Below are 16,495 nucleotides of genomic sequence, written 5' to 3' on the forward strand. Positions count from 1 at the left end.
ATCCTGGAGCCGGTCGTGAAGGGTGCCTGACCTGCAGGTTTACCAGTGTGCATGATGTGCACTTGATGGGGTGTCAGTGTTGGCTGATGTGACGTCAGCGCAAAGAGTCGTCTCCCCGGCTGGGCCGTGCGCCCGGCCGGGGAGGGCCGACACGTACTCGTCGAGGTGGAGGACCGGGCCGAGGTCCGACTCGACGGGCGGATGGTGCAGAAGGTCGCCAACCAGTTCGACCTTGGACTGGGCACCGGAGGCGGGGTCGGCGACGTGCAGACGGGCGTACACCTGCGCCTGCTGGGTGACCTGGACCACGTACCCGGCCGCCCGGTATGCCTCGACGAGGCGGGCGATCGCCTGCGGCAGTTCGCCCTCGGCCCGCCCGATCGGGGTGAACAGGTCGACGTCGTCGCTGACCCGACTGACGAGTCGATGGGCCTGGACGGCGTATCCGCCAGCCAGCCGGTAGCCGAAGTCCTCGGCGAGCGCGTCCAGGCCGATACGGATCAGCCGGTGGTGCAGATCCTCCACTACGCGGCCGCCGCCGAGGTGTCGGCGAGCTCGGGGAAGCGGCTCTCCCCGGCAGCCCTCGCCGGGCCGGGCAGGAACAGGGCATGCCAGTGGCTGCGCAGCGCGTCGACGCTGAGGTGGGCGTGCAGGTCTTCGGACGTCTGTGCCTCAGGGATGACCCGCTCGTGCACCCCGGGGGCCTGGCGGGAGCGGCGGAGCGGGGCTGTTTCACCGCGCCGTAGCGGGTGCCCTCGGAACAAGGCCGACGCCTACGTCTGGCGCGCGGGTCGGAACTCCCCGCGAAAGGGGTGGGCACCCCAACCCTCAGGTGAGATGGGTGTCGTCGTGTTGGAGGGCGGTGCGGACGCCGGTGACGACCACGGCGATCAGGCAGAGGGCGATGAGGGTCTCGGCCCACAGGAAGGCGAACCAGTCCAGCACGCAGCCGATCGGGGGTGTGCCGGGGGCGTTGTTGCGGAACGCCGAGAGGGCGAACAGGGTGGCGGCCATCCAGGCGAGGGCGGCCCAGACGAGTCCCTCGCGGCGGGTGATCAGATACCAGGCCCCGATGAGCACGGATGCCGCCAGCGCCCACATCACGAGCATCATGAAGATCGCGAAGACCAGCAGGCTGCCTGATCGGGCCAGCTCCAGTCCCAGCCCCGCGCCTGCGGCCTCCGGCTCGGACGGGGTGGGTGTCGCGGAGGTCGAGAAGAGGGTGTCGTTGTTGGAGAACAGCATCCGCACCGGCACCTGCTTGCCGTCCAGCCGTGCCGAGAACTCGATGTCGGTCCTGTAGGTGTCGAACGGGTAGTCGCTGATCGATCCGTCCGTGATCGCGACCTGTACGTCCCTGATCGGGAGCCGCTCATGCGCCTTGAACTCCAGGTCGCCGAGGGTCTGCGCTGAGGTCTGGAGGCTGAGATCGGCCACCGGGGAGGTCCCGTCCTCCTCGCCGAGGGTCCCGCGCGGGGTGACCCGGACCCGTAGCACCAGCTCTCTGGTCTTGGCGTCGACGTTTTGGACCGTGGCCTCCACGTCCACCCGGTCGGCGGCTTGGGATCCGACCGTGTGGACCGTGTCGAGCGTCTGCCGCTCGGTGAACTGCAGCCACGAGCCCACGGCCACCGCCACCACGATCAGGATCGCGAGGGGAAGCAGGACCGGTAGCAGCGCGGCCCCGGAGCGGCGTGTGCGACGTGGTTCCCAGGTTGGGGCCATGGTGACTCCGACGGGGCACGAGCGGATTCAGGGCGCGGTCTCGAACACGGGTGCCTCAAGGGTCTTCAGGCACTGGGTCCTGGGCGCGTCCGGGGTCTCGAAGAACGACACGGCGATCTCCTGGGCGCACTTCGACGTGGCGAAGACCACGTGCGGCTCGTAGGGGATCGTGACGACCGTGGCCTTGCTCAGCGTGCGGGCCACGTACGGCCCGTTGTCCGCTCCGGTCTGGGCGTCGAACGCACCCGACAGGGCGAGGGTGGGGATGTCGCTGGTCGTGACGGACCGGATCGAGCGCTCGGCCGGGGGGACGCTCCAGGCGTCGCAGTCGGGGTGGAGGAAGGTGAGCAGCGGGGCCTGGGCCTGCACCGAGCGCGGGAAGGACGGGAACTCCTTCTGTACGCCCTGGAGCGCAGCGTCCTTGCTTTCGTACGGTGTCCACTCGCTGCAGAAGACGCCGTACGAGAGTCCGTGCGAGACCACGCCGATGCCCTTGGGGTTGGTCCTCCAGCCCGCCCACTGCCGGGCGATGCGTTGCGGCTTGCCGTGCGCCAGTTCGTCGAGGGAGAGGGGTACGGCCTCGGCGGTGTGGGTGGCGGAGGTCAGCCAGTTCACCAGGGTCCCGCCGTCGATCACGACCTTCACCGGCTTGTCGCCGCCGGGGACCGTTACGGTGGTGGTGACCGGCTTGGCTTCGAGGTCGCGGACGAGTCTCTCGAAGGTGGCGCGCAGGTTCGGGTAGCGCTCGTTGCAGGCCGGCTGGTCCGCGCAGGCTTTGAACAGGCCGTCGACGCCCTGCCGGAAGCTGCTCCACGTGTCGGCCGAGCCGGACTTGGACGGCGGCAGGATGCCGTCGATGCCCACCGAGCGCAGGCCCTCGGGGTGCAGGCGCATGGAAACCAGAGCCAGGTGGGTGCCGTAGGAGATGCCGTACAGGTTCCACTGCTTGATGCCGAGTGCGGTGCGCAGGTCGGCGTAGTCGGCGGCGCTCTGGGTGTCGTTGTAGGCGCCGAGGTCGGCCCCGAGGCCCGCCAGCTTGTCCCGGCAGGCCTTCGTGGCGTCGACGTGGAGGCGTTCGGTGGACGGGGCGTCGTAGACGAGGCCGACCACCCGTCCGTTGAACTCGTCGATGTTGGGGCACAGGAGCGCGGGGTCGGCCGAGTACGTACCGCGCTGGGACATGAAGATCACGTCGCGGTCGTGGTTCAGGCCGCCGTCGATCGCCATCTTCGCCTCGCCCACGGCGTCGTCTCCGGGTCCGCCCGCGAGCCACACGATGGGGTCGGGTTTCGGTGTGGCGGCCACGGCGGGCACGATCGCGACACCGAGTTCGATCGTTCTACTGCTCGTCTTGGCGCGGTTCTCGGGCACGGCGAGCGTGCCGCAGCGGGCCCCGTTCAGCTCCGCGATGGGATCAGCCGTCCTCGGGCAGGTGCCCGGTGTGAAGGTGGCGTCGCCCACCGTCCGGGCGACCGTGCCGATCGGCGCTCCGGGGCTCGCGTCCGTACCGGACTGCGCTCGGGCGGGAGCGGTGAGCAGTCCGGTGACGAGGAGGCCGGTCGCCATGCCGGCCGAGGTGGCCAGGAGCCGTCGTGCGGCACGCCGCCGCCGACGGGGCGCTTGGTGGAGAGTCATCTGTCCTCCCGGTCACTTCGGGATGATCGTGAACGGCTGGGGCTGGAGATCGTCCACGCAACGCGTGTCGGGCGCGGTCGGGTTGGCGAAGAAGGAGGCCAGCACGCTTTGCGCGCACGGCGACTGCGCTACCACCCAGTGGCCGATTCCGGGGACCTGTATGGCGGTCGAGCGGGACAGGTTGCGGGTCACGCCCCTGGCCAAGCTCGCCCCGGTCTTCACGTCGAAGGTGCCGGAGACGACGAGCGCCGGCACGGAGCTGACCGTGGGCACCCGCTGGACGGCCGCGTGGTCCGGAACGTTCCAGATCCCGCACATCGGGTACTGGAAGGGCAGCTGCGGAGCCTGGGCCAGGACCGTGTCCGGCCACCCCGGGAAGGCCTTCCGCCCCGCCTTCAGCACGTCGGATTCCGAGTGGCCCGGCGCCCATTCGCCGCACGCGATCGAGTTCGTCAGGCCGTGGGCGAACTCGCCGACCTTCTGGACCGACCCGGCCGCGCGGGCCTGCGCGAAGCGCTTCGGGTTCCCCTTGCTCAGTTCATCGAGGGCTGCGGGCATGTCCTTGGGCCGGGGAGTGAAGGCGACGATCAGGTTCAGCAGGGCGCCCCCGTCGAGGACGGTCTTGACCGGCTTCCCACCGTCCGGCGGCATGACGTTCAGCGTCAGGGGGTGCGCCTCCAGCTTGCGGACCTGCTCCGTCAGCAGTCGGGGAAGGTCCGGGTAGCGGTCCTTGCAGGCGGGCTGCGCCGCGCACGCCTCGAAGATGTTGTGGATTCCCTCGGCGGCGCCGGCCCATCCCCACGGCAGGGTCAGGTCCTGGGGAGGTGCGACCGAGTCGATCGCGAACGAGCGGATTCCCTCCGGGTGCAGGCGCAGGTAGGTCAGGGCCAGGTTGCTGCCGTAGGAGTACCCATAGACGTTCCACTGGGGGATGTCCAGCGCCTTGCGCAAGTCGGCGAAGTCGGCGGCGTTCTCGGTGCTGTTGTAGGCGCTCAGGTCGACTCCGTCGGCCACGAGGCGGGCCCGGCAGTCCGTGACCGCCTTCAGCATGATCTGCTGCGCCTGCGGTGCGTCGTAACCCAGGCCCACGGCCTTCTCGTTGAACCGGTCGACCTCCGGGCAGGCGAGGTTCGGCTGGTCGTGGAGGTTGCCGCGCTGGGCCATGACGATCAGCTCGCGGTCCTTGTTCAGGCCGGAGTCGATCAGGAACGGGATGTCGTCGAAGGTGTCGGCGCCGGGGCCGCCCGCCATGAACACCACGGGTTCCGCGGCGGGTTTGTCCGAGGCGGCCGGGATCCTCGCCACGGCCAGCTTGATGGTGCGGCTGTCGGGGTGGGAGCGGTTCTCGGGGACCTCCAGGAAGCCGCACTTGGCGTCACTCAGCGCTTCGACGGGCTCGGGCGTCTTCGGACAGGCGCCCGGCACGAACCGGGGCGCTGCCGGGCTGGGCCGCCCGGTGGACCGGGCCGGTGCCGGCGCTGCGCTGCTGGGTGTGGTGCCGACTGCTGCCAGGCAGACCAGAGCGGCCGCGGCGGCCGAGGCGGTCACCGCGTGGATGCTGTGCTGTGGCATGGGATCTCGTTCCTCTGCCGGCATCGGCGGCGGCCCTGCCGGGCCGATGGCGCAGCGGTCTGGGCGGAACACACCTTCTCGACGCTACCGGGTGGCTGTCGCCCGCGCACCCGGAGTGATCCCTGGTGCGCGTCTGCGCGCCACCCGATAGCGTGGATCACGTGCGTTCCGTCCGCACCGCCGCTTCTTCGTTCCAAGGAGAGAAGGAGGGTGGTGTGTGTCCGTGGATCGGATGGCGTCGTCGTGCGCCGCCGGGGCGGTCGCGGTCGCCCTGACCGGAGCCGTAGGGCCGCAGGCAAACGCGACCGGCGATGACCGCGAGAAGCGCAGCGCGGACCCAGTACCGGGGCAGCGGTGACCGGCGGGTGCTGGTCCCACGGGTCCACGGCGAGGTGGCCACGGCGAACAAGACGCAGTCGAGGGCCGGCCAGGCGGGGCGCAAATGGACCCGGGCCGACCTGGACGTCGCGTTGCAGAAGCGGGGATCGGAGCGGCGGCAGGTCGCTCTCGCGCTGCTCGATCACGCCGTGGCGGCCGGGCGCACCGTGGGGAACGGAGCGGCGTACCCCAGCTTCTCCGCCTGCTTCCCGGCCGCGGGCAGGGACGACCTCGCTTTCAGTGTCGGTTCGATCACCCACCACTTGGGACGCGACGCGGCGGCCGCCTCCGTGGACGCGCTGCCGGCCGCGGACGGACTTCGACCGAAGCTCGCCGCCATCGGGCAGCTGATGGGCGGCGGCAGCCTCTGACCGCTGTGGTGGGTGTGATCACATGATTCCTCCGAAGGGGGTTCAGCTGACCGTGGTCAAGGACGGGGGGTGCCTCGTGGGTTCTCTGGAGGGGGCGGCGAGGGCGATCGCCGTTACCAGGAAGCCGCGCTGTACCGTCCAGCGGCCGGTGAAGTGGGTGAGGCGGACGTCACCGACCACGGGGCCGGGGACGAGCAGGCGCGCCGTGAAGGTGCAGGCGTCCGGGTCCACCGTGATGACCGCCTCCTGGAAGTCGAGCCAGAGCCCGGTGAGCGGGTACCACGCCTTGTAGACGCTCTCCTTCGCGCTGAACACCAGCCGGTCCCAGGCGACGTCGGGGCGTCGCTCGATCAGCGGGGCCAGCCAGGCGCGTTCCTCCGCCGTGGTGACGATCGCCAGCATGCCCTCCCGGGGAAGCGGTTCGTTGACCTCGGCGTCGACTCCGAGCGAGGTCATGTCCCCGCTGCGGGCCACCACGGCCGCCCGGTAGCCGTCGCAGTGCGTCATGCTGCCGACGAGGCCGGGAGGCCACAACGGCTCCCCGCGCGGCCCGCGCAGGATCGGCGCCGGGGGGAAGCCGAGCCGGCCCATGGCCTGTCGGGCGCACGCCCTGACGGTGGCGAAATCGCTGCGGCGGCGTTCCACGGCCCCTTCCACCAGCCGCGCTTCCTGTGCGAAGAGGGACGGGGTGGGAAGGGGCGCGCCGAACACCTCGACCGCGGCGACCCCTGCGGGGAACACGTCGGTGATCACGCGCGCCTGCCAGCGGACACTCCCGGCTCCGGCGGGCCCGAGAGGGACATCACCAACCACAGCACCAGCTTCATGACCCGGAACCAGCTCCACCTGGCCCGCCTGATCACGGTCGGCCGCCGCCGGCCCGCGCGGGATACTCCCACGTCAAGGTGGACACGCGGAGCCGCTCGATGATCCGCAGGACGTCCGGGGCGGGGACGCTCCCGCCCGGGTGCGCGGCCGTGGCGACGGCCATGCCGTGGCGCGCCAGGTCGGCATCCTCCGCGGACCACACGGAGAGCTTCTCCAGTTCCGCGAACGCGTCGTCGATGCCCCCGTCGGGTGCGATGCCCTGCTCGGCACAGGCGTCCTTCGCGGCGGCCACGATCGCTCCGCCGCAGAGCCGCGCCGCGACCCCGGGTTCGCCGTGCCCGATCGCCTGCTCCGCGAGGGCGAGCACGGCGGCGGAGCCGTTGCCCAGGGCGCGGAGGTCGTGGGTCACGAACAGGCCGCGGACGTCCGCCATGACGAGGTCCAGGTACAGCTGCCGGAAGTACGAGGGGCAGGCGCAGTCCCGTACGTCCGCGCGCCACCAGTAGTTGACCGACACCGAGATGTCCGGCGCGGAGACCTGGTGCCACCAGAAGGCCGGGATGAAGAGCAGGTCACCGGGCAGGACGAGGGCCTCCCAGTACTCCGCCCGCGCGAACTCGGGGAACTTCTCCAGGTCGGGGTCCGCCACGTCGACACCGCTCAGGTGCCGGGTGCGGATGTCGAGCGGCCCCGGGTAGAGCAGGTCGCTCTGGGACGGGTTGAAGAGGAGGAACCTCTTGCGCCCGTCGAGCTGCGCGAACAGATTGTTCATGTTGTCGTAGTGCAGCGGGGTGTTCGACGACTCCGATGCCATCCACAGATTGATGTCGGTGATGACGTCGCCCGGGATGTAGGGGGGAATGCTCAGGTCGTCACGCAGTTCGACCAGCGCGTTCGGGATCGACATCTGCTGCATGCTGAGCCGGCGGCCGCTCGCCGTGTCCCGGAACTCGGCTGCGAGCCGCGAGCCGCGCATCGGCTCGTAGCGCAGGCCCTCGCGCGCCGCGGTGTTGTACCTGAACGAGCCGTCCGCGTCCGCGATGGCGACCGGTACCTCACGGTCGCCCAGGCGTTCGGAGACGTATTCGGGAGTCCATTTCCGCATCGTGTCGAGCGCCCCGGTGCCGCGGATAATCAGCGGTGTGGTGGTGAGAACCGCGGCGCGAGCGATGGGCTCTTCAGGGAATGAAGAAACGACTTCCACATGCCCCAGTGATCGGGCTCCCTGCATGACAGATCCCCATTCCGGCAGAATACGCGATGAAGATCGCATGCTACGTATCGGCGGCCGATCGCACAATGGCCGGACACCGGGGTCAAGTTCCGCCGTCATCACTTGTGTTCTTCCCGTGCGTTCTTCCCGAACGGTCCTTCCCGCGTGTTCTTCCCGCGCGTTCAACCGGCGCGGGTGCCGCAGTTGATCGGGTCGAGCGGTTGACCGGGTCAATGGGGGTGGCGGTCCGTCCGCCTGTTGCGGCACACTCCGCAGGGGCCGAGCCCTGGGCTGCTCGATCACGCCGCGACAGACAATGAATTGCTCCCGAGCGACGAGGAATTCACGCGGCTCGCGTATCGCTTCGGAAGGGAACACCCAACGCATGAGCCACAGCACAGAATTTCCGCTCGTGATCGAGGCGGAGGGAGGTGAGAGCCTCGTCGAGCGGGTGAAGGACCGGCGCGAGAGCCTGCGCGCCTCCCTGCTCGAACACGGGGCGCTGCTCCTGCGCGGGTTCTCCGTCCCCGACGTGAGCGCCTTCGACTCCGTCGTCCGCGAGCTGTCGGGAGACCCGCTCACCTACACCGAGCGCTCCTCGCCGCGCAGCGCGATCCAGGGGCAGGTGTACACGTCCACGGACTACCCCCCGAACGAAGAGATCTTCCTGCACAACGAGAACTCCTACCAGCAGGCTTGGCCCATGGCGCTGTACTTCTACTGCGCTCAGCCGCCGCTGACGCTCGGGGCGACGTCCCTGGCCAGCACCCGCGAGGTACTGGCCAGGCTCGACGGCACCGTGCGCGAGGAGTTCACCCGGCGCGGCTGGCGCGTGGTGCGCAACTTCCGTCCCGGCATCGGGCTCACCTGGCAGCACGTCTTCAACACCGATGACCGCGCGGCCGTGGAGGCCTACTGCGCCGAGAACGACATCCAAGCGGAATGGCTGCCGAACGACGCCCTGCGGACGACGGCGGTCAGGAAGGCGGTCCACCACCACCCCGTCACGGGTGACGAGGTGTGGTTCAATCACGCCGCGTTCTTCCACCTCACCACGCTGGACGCGGAGATCCGGGAAGGCCTTCTCGAAATGTTCGACGAGTCGGAACTCCCGACGAACACGTATTTCGGTGACGGCGGTGCCATTTCCGACGACGTCATCGAGCACGTGCGCGACTGCTATCGAGCGGCCACCGTGCGTTTCGACTACCGGGAACACGATGTCCTCGTCATCGACAACATGCTGACCTCGCACGGACGGGAACCCTTCACCGGTCCGCGCAAGATTGCCGTCGCGATGGCCGAGCCCTTCCACCCCTAGTTCCGCCGGTAATGTTCCCGGGCGATCGGCCGGGCATTCACCAGAATTCGAGACCACCCCATTCAGGCCGCGCTCGTCCGTCCGCGCGGAGAGGAGAACCCTGTGAGCATGACCCTTGAACCCAGCGTGCTCCATCTGCTGCGCCGGCACGCCGTCGACCGGGCAGAGCGGACCGCCGTCACCTTCGTCCACGACTTCGACGCGGCCGACGGCTCGCGCAGCCTGAACTACGCCGAACTCGACGCGGAGGCGCGTCGCGTCGCCTCCTGGCTGCAGGAGCGCTGCGCACCCGGAGACCGGGTGCTGCTGCTGCACCCGGCCGGTCTGCCCTTCGTCACCGCGTTCCTCGCCTGCCTCTACGCCGGTGTCATCGCGGTGCCGTCGCCGATGCCGGGCCAGTTCCAGTACCAGCAGCGCCGCGTGACGATGATCGCCCGTGACGCCGGCGTCAGCGTGGCGCTCACCGACATGGGCCAGCTGCCCGAGGCGCAGCAGTGGATAGCCGACACCGGCCTCGAACTGCCGGTCGCCGCGAGCGACGCCCCCGGCTTCGGTGACGCGTCGCGCTGGCACGACCCCGGCGCCACCGCCCAGGACGTGGTGCTCCTGCAGTACACCTCCGGCTCGACCGGTGACCCCAAGGGCGTCATGGTCACGCACGCCAACCTGCTGCACAACGCGGACAGTCTGAGCCGTTCCCTCGGCTTCACCGAGGACACCAACTTCGGCGGCTGGATCCCGCTCTACCACGACATGGGCCTGATGGGGCAGCTGCTGCCGGGCCTCTTCCTGGGCAGCAGCGTCGCGCTGATGTCGCCGATGGCGTTCCTCAAGCGCCCGCACCACTGGCTCGCGCTGATCGACCGGTACGACATCGGCTTCTCCGCCGCGCCCAACTTCGCCTACGAGCTGTGCCTGCGCCGGGTCACCGACGCGCAGATCGCCGCACTGGACCTGTCGCGCTGGCAGTTCGCCGCCAACGGCTCCGAGCCGATCCAGGCCAGCACCCTGCGGGAGTTCGCGGAGCGCTTCGGCCCGGCCGGTTTCCGGGCCGAGCAGCTCGCCCCCTGCTACGGAATGGCCGAGGCGACGGTGTTCATCTCCGGCCGCTCGACCCGGCCGCCGCGGATCCGCGCCGTCGACCCGCAGGCGCTGGAGCGGCACATCGTCCAGGACCCCGAGCCGGGCGGCCTCGTACGCGAACTCGTCGGCTGCGGCGACGTACCCGACCTCGACGTGCGCATCGTCGAAGCGGGGACCCGCAAGGTGCTTGAGGACGGCACGACCGGCGAGATCTGGCTGCGCGGGCCGAGCGTCGCGGCCGGTTACTGGAACCGGCCCGATGTGACCGAGCAGATCTTCCGCGCCCACACCGCCGACGGCGACGGGCCCTACATGCGCACCGGTGACCTCGGGGTGCTGCTCGACGGCGAGATCTACGTCACCGGCCGCACCAAGGACCTGCTCATCGTGAACGGCCGCAACCTCTACCCGCACGACCTCGAACACGAACTGCGGCTCTCGCACGCCCCGTTGGCGACCCTCGCCGGTACGGCGTTCACGGTCCCCGCCCCGCAGGAGGAGGTGGTGGTCGTGCACGAGGTGCGCGGCCGCTTCAGCCAGGAAGAGCTGCGCGAGCTGGCCATCGGCATGCGCGCCACCGTGCACCGCGAGTTCGGCGTGCACACCGCGGGCATCGTGCTGATGCGTCCCGGCACGGTCCGCAAGACCACCAGCGGCAAGGTGCAGCGCGCCGAGATGCGCGGCCTGTTCCTCGCGGGCGCCCTCGCCCCGCTGTACGAGGAGATGGCGCCCGGCGTCCAGGCGGCGATGGCCGGAGCCGCCGGGTGAGCGCCGACGCAGCCCAGTGGCCGTCCGGGCTCCCCGCGGCACTGGCCGAGATGATGGAGAGCGCGGCCGCCGCGGGTGACGCCTTCGGCGCGCCCCGCAGCGCCGCCCTGGACGCCGCCGAGGCGTTCCCCGACGAGGAATGCGCGCTGCTGGACGCCTCCGGCCTGCCGCGTGCCTACGTACCCGAACGCCTCGGCGGGGTACCGGGCGGCCTGCCCGAGCTGCTGAACGCGTTGCGCGAGGTGGCCCGGCGCGATGTCACGGTCGCCGTGGCGCACGGCAAGACCTTCCTCGGCTCCGTGTCCACCTGGGTGGCCGGGACCGAGGAGCAGCAGCGGGCCCTGGCCCGGCTGGTGACCGACGAGCACGCGGTCGTCTCGTGGGGCCTGACCGAGCGGGGCGTGGGCAGCGACCTGCTGGCCGGAACCATGACCGCCACCCCGGAGCCGGACGGAGGGTGGCGGATCACCGGGGAGAAGTGGCCGATCAACAACGCCACCCGGGGCAGGCTCATCTGTGTCCTGGCGCGCACCGATCCGGCGGGCGGTCCCCGCGGATTCAGTCTGTTCCTGGTCGACAAGTCCACCCTCCCGCAGGGGGCGTGGGAGCCGCTGGCCAAGGAGCCGACGCACGGGATCCGCGGCGCCGACATCAGCGGACTGCGCCTGTCCGGCGCACCGGTCGGGGCCGACGCCCTCATCGGAGAGGTCGGCGACGGGCTGGGGATCGTCCTGCGCTCGCTCCAGCTGACCCGCACCCTGTGCGCGGCGCTCTCCCTGGGCGCCGGTGAGCACGCGCTGCGGCTGGTCGGCGAGTTCGCCGCCCAGCGCGAGCTGTACGGCACCCGGCTGGCCCTGCTGCCGCTGGCCCGGCGCGTCCTGGGCCGGGCCGCCGCGTCGCTGGCCCTGGCCGACGCCGCGGCCCTGCTCGGCGGCCGCAGCGCGCACGGACTCCCCGGCGAGATGAGCACCGTCTCGGCGACCGTCAAGGCCGGCGTGCCGTGGATCGTCCAGCAGGTCATCGACGATCTCGCAGAACTCCTGGGCGCACGCGGCTTCCTGACGGAACATCATGCCGACGGCATGTTCCAGAAGCTGGAGCGCGACCACCGGATCGTGGCCGTCTTCGACGGCAGCACGGCGGTCAACCGCTCGCTGCTCATCTCCCAGTTCCCGCTCTTGGCCCGGCTGATCCGCAAGGGGTCCTACGACGGGCCCGGGCTCGCCGCGGTCACCGGCGGGGCACCGCTGCCCGAGCTGGACCCCACGGCCTTGCGCCTGGTGAGCCGCACCGGCTGCAGCATCGTCCAGGCCGTACCGGACGCCGCCGCGCGGATCGCCGACCTGGCGGCCGCGGGCAGCGTACCGCCGCGCGCGGCGGAGCTGGCCGGTCTGCTCCGCGAGCAGACGGCAGCGGTCGCCGAGGCCATGGCGGAGCTGCCGCCGACCGGCAAGAACGCGCCCGCCGCCGCCTTCGCGGTGGCCCGGCGGTTCGAGGCGTGCTTCGCCGGCGCCGCCGTCCTGCACCTGCTCGCCGCACCCGGCGGGACGGACCGCGCCGTGGTGCTGACCGCCGCCCTGGAACGGTGCCTGGAACTGCTGGTACCCGGCCACCGGCCGCCGTCCGACGCCTACGAGCCCCTCGTCCCGACAGTCGCGCACTCCGTGGAGGAACCGGTCCGATGACTCTCGTCGACCCCGCAGGGACCACGTCCCCCGCGGCATCCCCGGACCCGGTCGACCGGCTGGAGGCGCTCTTCGGCGACGCGGGCGCCCCCGGAAACCCGGTCGGCCGCGACGCGGTGCTGGCGGCCGACGCCGAAGGCGCCATGCTGTCGGCCGGTGAAGAGCTGCTCGACGGGTTCGGGCTGAACGCACACTTCGTCCCCGAGGCCCTGGGCGGCCGGTTCACCGGCCCCGAGGACCTCATCGGGGTGATGCGCGCCGTCTACCGGCGCGATCCCGCCCTGGGCCTCGGCTACGGCACCGGATCCTTCATGGCCGCCGTCAACGTCTGGACCTCGGGCAGCACGCGGCAGCAGACCTGGCTCGCCGGGCACCTGCTCTCCGGCGGACGGGTGGCCTGCGGCTACCACGAGCTGGCCCACGGCAACGACTTCGCACGGGCCGAACTGACCGCCCTGCCCGGCCCCGACGGGCAGCTGCTCGTCAACGGCCGCAAGGAAGTGGTCGCCAACCTCGGCCGGGCCGGAGCCATGGTGCTCTTCGCCCGCACCGACGAGGGCCCCGGCAGCCGCAGCCACTCCCAGCTCCTGCTGGAAACGGCGCGGCTGGCACCGGCCGCCCTCACCCGGCTGCCCCGCTTCGCCACCGTCGGCATGCGCGGCGTACCGCTCGGCGGCATCGAGTTCACCGACTGCCCCGTCCCGGCGGACGCTGTCGTCGGAACTCCCGGGCACGGCCTGGAGACGGCCCAGCGCTCCTTCCAGCTGACGCGGATCGCGCTGCCCGGCATGACCCTGGGCCTGCTCGACACCGCGCTGCGCACCGCCCTGCGCGGGGCCCTCGGCCGCAACCTGTACGGCGGCACCGCCGCCGACCTGTCACTGTCCCGGACGGTGCTCGCCGAGGCCTTCGCCGACCTGCTGCTGGCGGACGCGTTCGTCACCGTGGCCGCCCGCGCGGCCCACACCGCTCCCGCGCAGAGCACCGTCTACGCCTCGGCGGTCAAACTCCTCGTCCCGGCGCTGCTGATGGGCGCGGTCAGCAGGCTCTCCGAACTGCTCGGCTCGCAGTTCTACCTGCGCTCCGGGGAGCAGCCGCTCTTCCAGAAGCTGCAACGCGACGTCCTGCCCTCGGCGTTCGGGCACGCCTCCCGGGTCTCGTGCCAGGCCGCACTGCTGCCGCAGCTGCCCCTGACCGCGCGCCGGACCTGGAGCGCGGACGACGGGCCGGCGCTCCCGGCCACGACGTTCCGGCCCGGGGAGCAGTTGCCGCAGCTGGACTTCGGCGCCCTCAAGGTCACCGGGGGCGGGCGCGACCCGCTCTCCCGCACGCTGCTCCAGGGCGCGGAACGGCGTACCGGGGAGGACGGTGCGATCGCCGCGCGGGCGTCCGAGTACGCCGCCGAGGTACGGGCACTGTCCGCCGAGGCGGCCCGCCTGACCCCCGACCAGCTGGGCCCCGCCGCACCGCCCCACGCCTTCGACCTGACGACCCGCTGGGCCGGGGTGCTCGCCGCCGCGGCCTGCCTGGGCCTGTGGTGGGAACGGCCGGACGGCGGGCAGGGACCGGGCGCCGAGCCCGCGTGGGTGCTCGCGGCCCTGCACCGCCTGGGCGTCCACACCGGACGCCACCACGACCCGCTCCCGCAGCCGCTGAGCGAGGTCCTCTACGCGGAACTGCTCCGGCGTCACGACGCCGGTCTCACCTTCGACCACGCCCGCCGCTCCACGGGCGCCTGAGCCCGACCGCCCGACCGCCCCGACCACCCCAGAACCCGCATCCACGGAGGTTTGCCATGTCCGACACCACCGCTCCCCCGGCCACGGCCGATGCCGCAGAGGTCCGCACCTGGCTGCGCGAATGCGTGGCCACCTACGTCCGGCTTCCCGCCGAGGACATCGACGTGAACCTGCCGCTGTCCGAGTACGGCCTCGACTCGGTGTACGTGCTGAGCCTGTGCGCCGACATCGAGGACCGCTACGGCATCGAGGTCGAGCCCACCCTGCTCTGGGACCACCCCGCCATCGGCCCGATCGCCGAGGCGCTGACCCCGCTGCTCGCCGCCCGCTGATGCGGTGACCGGTGAGGACAACGGGTCCGGCCCCGCCGCTGATGCGGCGGGGCCGGACCCGTTTTTTTGCACTGCCGGTCAGGAAAGTGTCAGCTTGACGGGGAGCTTCTCCGGGCCGTTGACGACGATCGAGTCCAGCAGCGTGGCCGCGCCGTCCGCCTCCACCCGCACCTTCCGGTCGAGCAACTCGCCGTAGAGCAGGCGCAGTTCGACCCTCGCCAGCATGCTGCCGAGGCAGAAGTGCTCGCCGAAGCCCAGGGCCAGGTGCCGGTTGGGCTTGCGGGCGATGGTGAAGGTGTCCGGGGAATCGAAGACCGTCTCGTCGCGGTTGGCGGACGGCAGCCAGAAGACGACCGGGTCACCGGCCTCGATCGTCTTGCCGTGGATCTCGGTCCTCCGGGTGGCGGTCCGCAGGATGTGCGTGGCGGTGGACGTCCAGCGCATGACCTCCTCCACCGCCGACGGCAGCAGGGCCGGATCGTCCGCCAACTGCTGCCACTGATCCGGGTGTTCGAGGAACGCGAGCATTCCGCCGGCGGCGGCGATCCGGGTGTTCTCGGTGCCGCCGACGAGCAGGTTGTCGCAGTTGAGGATCACGTCGTCGGGGCTGAGACGCTCGCCGTCGACGGAACCCGTCGCCAGCACGCTGACCAGGTCGTCCCCCGGCCGCGCCGCCTTCTCCGCCTGGAGTTCCTCGAAGTAGCCGAGGATGTTCAGGTGGGCGAACCGGCGTTCGAGGGGGTCGCCGGCCGCGAAGGCCTGGCTGGTCAGGTCGTAGAGGTACTCCCAGTCGGACTCCGGCACGCCCATCATCTTGCAGATCACATACAGCGGGACCCGGGCCGCGACGTCGGACACGAAGTCGCAACTGCCCTGTGCGAGCGCCTTGTCCACGATGTTCTTGGTGATGTCGGACATCTCGTGTTCCAGCGCGCGGATCGAGCGCACGGAGAACCACTCGTCCACCAGCCCGCGCAGCTGCCGATGGCGCGGCGCGTCGGTCAGGGCGAGGGTGCGGCCGCCACCGGGGTCCGCGCCGTGCTCGGCCGGCCGGAGCAGGATGCCCCGCGCGGAACTGAAGGTCTCCGCGTCGCGGTAGGCGGTGCGGATGTCCTCGTACCGGGTCAGGGCCCAGAATCCGGGAAGCTCCGTCGGCGGATGCCAATACACCGGATCATTGGCGCGGAGCCAGCGCCACTGCACGAACGGATCGCCGTGCGCGTAGAGCCCGGGATCCACCAGATTGATCTGCGGCGCCGGATCGGCCGACTCGTTCTGCATGCGAATGCCTCACAGGTTCGTTGGAATTCAAGGCCGGAAATATCATGCACGCGGCCGGTGGATCGGCGGAATGTCGCCGACGGTCCGGGACCGGGAAAGGCGCCGGCGTGCGGACCTCCGCCGGGCGGACCGACGCGCACGGATGCGCACGGACGCGCACGGTGACCCCCAGGTGTTCAACCGCCGCTTCCGCGCACTTGAACACCTCGCGAAGACCCCGGTTGAGCAGGTACGGAGCCGGTCCTCCGGGCCGCCGCCCCGCATTGATCGGGGCCGCGGCCCTGAGCCATAGTGATCACGTATTGAGCAGTGGACAGCGCGTTCCCAAGCAGCGCGTACGACGCCATAAGCGCAGGTCACAGCGGTGGTTATTGCCGCGATTCCAGCCCGACCGGCACCCTGCTCAATGTCTGTGAATTCGCCTGCGCCCTGCGCGGGCCAATGAAGTCCGCAGAGCAAATTTGCAGCGGTGTGCAAGGGGAGCTGGGCATTCAAGAGGCATGTCCGAAGGTGACGGCCCGTGTTGTTCCAGCCGATGTGTCGATCCGAATGGAGTGCGCGGGA

14 protein-coding genes are annotated in these 16,495 nt (G+C 71.0%); 6 read left to right on the top strand and 8 right to left on the bottom strand.

Features of this window, described 5'->3' with window-relative positions:
* Positions 1-39: 39 nt before the first annotated feature.
* The 5 genes from OHS33_RS27830 to OHS33_RS27850 all read right to left on the bottom strand — a co-directional run bounded on the left by OHS33_RS27830 (position 40) and on the right by OHS33_RS27850 (position 4,932).
* A complete protein-coding gene (locus tag OHS33_RS27830; RefSeq protein WP_330333143.1) occupies positions 40-525 on the bottom strand; it encodes a nucleotidyl transferase AbiEii/AbiGii toxin family protein in 486 nt (161 codons plus the stop codon).
* On the bottom strand, positions 525-695 hold the full coding sequence (locus OHS33_RS27835) for a hypothetical protein (protein WP_330333144.1): 171 nt from the start codon (positions 693-695) through the stop codon (positions 525-527). Before OHS33_RS27835 ends, OHS33_RS27830 begins: the two co-directional genes overlap by 1 nt.
* Positions 696-828: 133 nt before the next feature.
* Complete coding sequence (locus OHS33_RS27840) at positions 829-1,725, bottom strand: DUF4436 family protein (protein ID WP_330333145.1); 897 nt, start codon at positions 1,723-1,725, stop codon at positions 829-831.
* Positions 1,726-1,752: 27 nt separating this feature from the next.
* A complete protein-coding gene (locus tag OHS33_RS27845; RefSeq protein WP_330333146.1) occupies positions 1,753-3,360 on the bottom strand; it encodes an alpha/beta hydrolase in 1,608 nt (535 codons plus the stop codon).
* A 12-nt stretch (positions 3,361-3,372) separates the two neighbouring features.
* Positions 3,373-4,932 carry an alpha/beta fold hydrolase gene (locus OHS33_RS27850; RefSeq protein ID WP_330333147.1) on the bottom strand — a complete coding sequence of 520 codons (1,560 nt, stop codon included), beginning with the start codon at positions 4,930-4,932 and terminating at the stop codon, positions 3,373-3,375.
* Between the two features lie 311 nt (positions 4,933-5,243).
* Between OHS33_RS27850 and OHS33_RS27855 the strand changes: the two genes are divergently transcribed.
* Complete coding sequence (locus OHS33_RS27855; RefSeq protein WP_330333148.1) at positions 5,244-5,681, top strand: hypothetical protein; 438 nt, start codon at positions 5,244-5,246, stop codon at positions 5,679-5,681.
* Positions 5,682-5,723: 42 nt separating this feature from the next.
* On the opposite strand, the gene OHS33_RS27860 is transcribed toward OHS33_RS27855, so the two are convergent.
* Positions 5,724-6,434: a 4'-phosphopantetheinyl transferase family protein gene (locus OHS33_RS27860; protein ID WP_330333149.1), complete on the bottom strand. Its 711-nt coding sequence runs from the start codon at positions 6,432-6,434 to the stop codon at positions 5,724-5,726.
* A gap of 106 nt (positions 6,435-6,540) precedes the next feature.
* The gene (locus tag OHS33_RS27865; protein ID WP_330333150.1) at positions 6,541-8,109 is read right to left on the bottom strand and encodes a cupin-like domain-containing protein; all 1,569 of its coding nucleotides are present in this window, start codon (positions 8,107-8,109) and stop codon (positions 6,541-6,543) included.
* Here OHS33_RS27865 and OHS33_RS27870 point away from each other — a divergent pair.
* From OHS33_RS27870 to OHS33_RS27890, 5 genes are all read left to right on the top strand, one after another.
* Complete coding sequence (locus OHS33_RS27870; RefSeq protein WP_330333151.1) at positions 8,108-9,043, top strand: TauD/TfdA family dioxygenase; 936 nt, start codon at positions 8,108-8,110, stop codon at positions 9,041-9,043. The two genes, OHS33_RS27865 and OHS33_RS27870, sit on opposite strands and share 2 nt — an antisense overlap.
* A gap of 108 nt (positions 9,044-9,151) precedes the next feature.
* Complete coding sequence (locus OHS33_RS27875) at positions 9,152-10,894, top strand: fatty acyl-AMP ligase (RefSeq protein ID WP_330333152.1); 1,743 nt, start codon at positions 9,152-9,154, stop codon at positions 10,892-10,894.
* Entirely contained in the window at positions 10,891-12,579 is a 1,689-nt protein-coding gene (locus OHS33_RS27880) for an acyl-CoA dehydrogenase family protein (protein ID WP_330333153.1), read from the top strand. Before OHS33_RS27875 ends, OHS33_RS27880 begins: the two co-directional genes overlap by 4 nt.
* Positions 12,576-14,318 carry an acyl-CoA dehydrogenase gene (locus OHS33_RS27885; protein WP_330333154.1) on the top strand — a complete coding sequence of 581 codons (1,743 nt, stop codon included), beginning with the start codon at positions 12,576-12,578 and terminating at the stop codon, positions 14,316-14,318. The genes OHS33_RS27880 and OHS33_RS27885 overlap by 4 nt, the downstream gene beginning before the upstream one ends.
* A gap of 56 nt (positions 14,319-14,374) precedes the next feature.
* Positions 14,375-14,650, top strand: a complete 276-nt coding sequence (locus OHS33_RS27890; RefSeq protein WP_330333155.1) for an acyl carrier protein — start codon at positions 14,375-14,377, stop codon at positions 14,648-14,650.
* A 78-nt stretch (positions 14,651-14,728) separates the two neighbouring features.
* Here the strand turns inward: OHS33_RS27890 and OHS33_RS27895 are convergent, their stop codons facing one another.
* Positions 14,729-15,931, bottom strand: coding sequence for a cytochrome P450 (locus OHS33_RS27895; RefSeq protein ID WP_330333156.1), 1,203 nt, complete (start codon positions 15,929-15,931; stop codon positions 14,729-14,731).
* Positions 15,932-16,495: the final 564 nt, after the last annotated feature.

This window comes from Streptomyces sp. NBC_00536 (assembly GCF_036346295.1).
GTDB lineage: Bacteria > Actinomycetota > Actinomycetes > Streptomycetales > Streptomycetaceae > Streptomyces.